General features: G+C 75.7%; 1 protein-coding gene and 2 pseudogenes. 1 reads left to right on the top strand and 2 read right to left on the bottom strand.

All coding sequences use genetic code 11. The features are described 5' to 3' along the window. On the top strand, nt 1-879 hold an 879-nt coding region (locus IH13_RS0129970), incomplete at its 5' end, for an alanine racemase (RefSeq protein ID WP_031089208.1). A gap of 48 nt (nt 880-927) precedes the next feature. Here IH13_RS0129970 and IH13_RS41465 read toward each other — a convergent pair. Together IH13_RS41465 and IH13_RS0129980 are read right to left on the bottom strand one after the other, a co-directional pair. Continuing rightward, nucleotides 928-1,675: pseudogene (locus IH13_RS41465) on the bottom strand (SDR family oxidoreductase); the annotation flags it as partial. Then, a pseudogene (locus IH13_RS0129980) lies at nt 1,639-1,889 on the bottom strand (glutamine synthetase); the annotation flags it as partial. The pseudogenes IH13_RS0129980 and IH13_RS41465, both read right to left, overlap by 37 nt. Between the last annotated feature and the right edge of the window lie 249 nt (nt 1,890-2,138).

Consider the following 2,138-nt stretch of genomic DNA (forward strand, 5'->3'; position numbering starts at 1 on the left):
CCGAAGCTCGCGGCGGCCGTGACCGTGATGGTGGATGATCCCGCCCAGCTGGAGCTGGTCGACGGGGCGCGGGGCGGCGGGACGGAGGAGATCCGCGTCTGTCTGGAGCTGGACACCTCGCTGCGGCTGCTGGGCGGCCGGGTTCGTGTCGGCGCACTGCGCTCCCCGCTGCGCTCCCCCGCCCAACTGGCGGAGCTGGCACGCTCGGTGGCCCGCAGGCCGGGCTTCCGGCTGGTGGGGCTGATGGCGTACGAGGGCCATGTGGCCGGCGTGGGCGACTCGGTGGCCGGGCGCCCGCTGCGCTCCCGGGCGATCCGGCTGATGCAGGCCACCGCCCGCAGGGAGCTGGCCGTCCGGCGGGCCGAGGCCGTACGGGCGGTACGGGCGGTGGCGCCGGAGCTGGAGTTCGTCAACGGCGGGGGCACGGGCAGTGTGCAGCACACGGCCGCCGAGGCCGCGGTGACGGAGATCGCGGCCGGTTCCGGGCTGTACGTGCCGCGGCTCTTCGACAACTACACGTCCTTCAGCGGCCGTCCGGCCGCCCTGTTCGCCCAGCCCGTGGTCCGCAGGCCGGGCGTGGGCGTGGTGACGGTGCTGGGCGGCGGCTATCCGGCGTCCGGGGCGGCCGGCCCGGACCGGCTCCCGGTGCCGTATCTGCCCGAGGGGCTGCGGTACGACCCGCAGGAGGGCGCGGGCGAGGTGCAGACTCCGCTGCTGGGCTCCCCCGCCGACGATCTGCTGATCGGTGACAAGGTGTGGTTCCGGCACGCCAAGGCCGGTGAGCTGTGCGAACGCTTCGACGAGCTGCGGCTGGTCGAGGGCGACCGGATCACGGCGACGGTGCCGACGTACCGGGGCGAGGGCCGCACGTTCCTGTGACGGCGGCGGACGAGGGCGCCGCGGGCCCCTGAGGGCCGCCCGCCCCTGCAGCGGTGTCACGCACGCCCCCGAGGCCCCCGGCCACCGGCCACCAGGAAGTCCGTGGCGTTGACGGACGAGGGGCCGTCGCCGGGCAGGAAGGCGACCGAGGCGGTCCCGGCCGCCTCGGCGCACCGGCCGAGGGGGCGGTGCACCGTCTGCGCACGGCGCGCTCGGGGTCCCCCGCGAACAGCTCCCGGAGCAGCGGGGTGTCGACGGGCCCGGGCACAGGGCGTTGACGCGGACGCCTTGGCGCGCGGACCGCACGCCCCGCTCACGGGAGAGCGCGGGCACCCCTCCCTCGGAGGCGGCGTACGAGATCTGGGAGGTGGCCGCACTCATCCTGGCCACGAACGACGCCGTGTTGATGACCGGGGCCGTGCCCCTGGCGCCGCAGAGAAAGCAGGGCGGCCTCGCCGCAGGGGTAGACGGAGGTGAGGTCGGCCTCCTGGGCCTCGCGCCCACGCCGGTGGTGAGGACGGAGCCGTCCTCGGGCGGCGAGAGCCCGCGTCGTTGAAGGCCACGTCGACGCTCCGCAGGTGTCGTACGGGGCCCGGACAAGGGCCTCCACCTGATCCGGGTCGGTCACGTCCACGTCTGCGAAGGTGCCGCCGGCCCCGGGCGCGGCGCCCGCCTCGTCGTCGACGTCGCGGCGGACGACGTGGGCGCACCCGGACGCCGGCTCGCAGGCGGCGGCCAGGCCGATGCCGCTGCCGACGCGGCGAAGTCGCCGTCGGACCCGGAGGACCTGGCGGATCCGTCCACGGTGTTCATGCCCGTGTCGACCGGCAGGAGGTAGGCCCGGCCTCGGTGCCGTGTGCGAGCACCTCGTCGAGGAAGAAGGACGCCGCGAAGCGTCTGCCCCGGAGCCGGCCCCGCATGTCGGTGATGGCGAGGACGACGGTGCCGAGGTCGCCGCTCGCGGCCGGCGCGCGGCTCCTCGGCCCTGAGCCGGGTCCGCGGTCCGCCACGGGGCGCTCCTCGGCCGGCCGGGCGATGCGCTTAAGGTATGGGAGAAGACCTTTGGGGGAAGGGGAAATCACGACATGACGGAAGAGACCGGTGCGTCCGGGCCCTTCGCACGCCTCTCGCCCGTCCTGCGGCCGGTCCGCGGGGGCAACGGGTTCGAGGAGGCGCTGGAACAGGTCCTCCAGGTGATCCGGCTCGGCCTGGTCCCCGGCGGCGAGCGGCTGCCGCCGGAGCGGGACCTGGCCGACCAC

The organism is Streptomyces sp. NRRL WC-3549, from assembly GCF_000721935.1.
Lineage (GTDB): Bacteria > Actinomycetota > Actinomycetes > Streptomycetales > Streptomycetaceae > Streptomyces.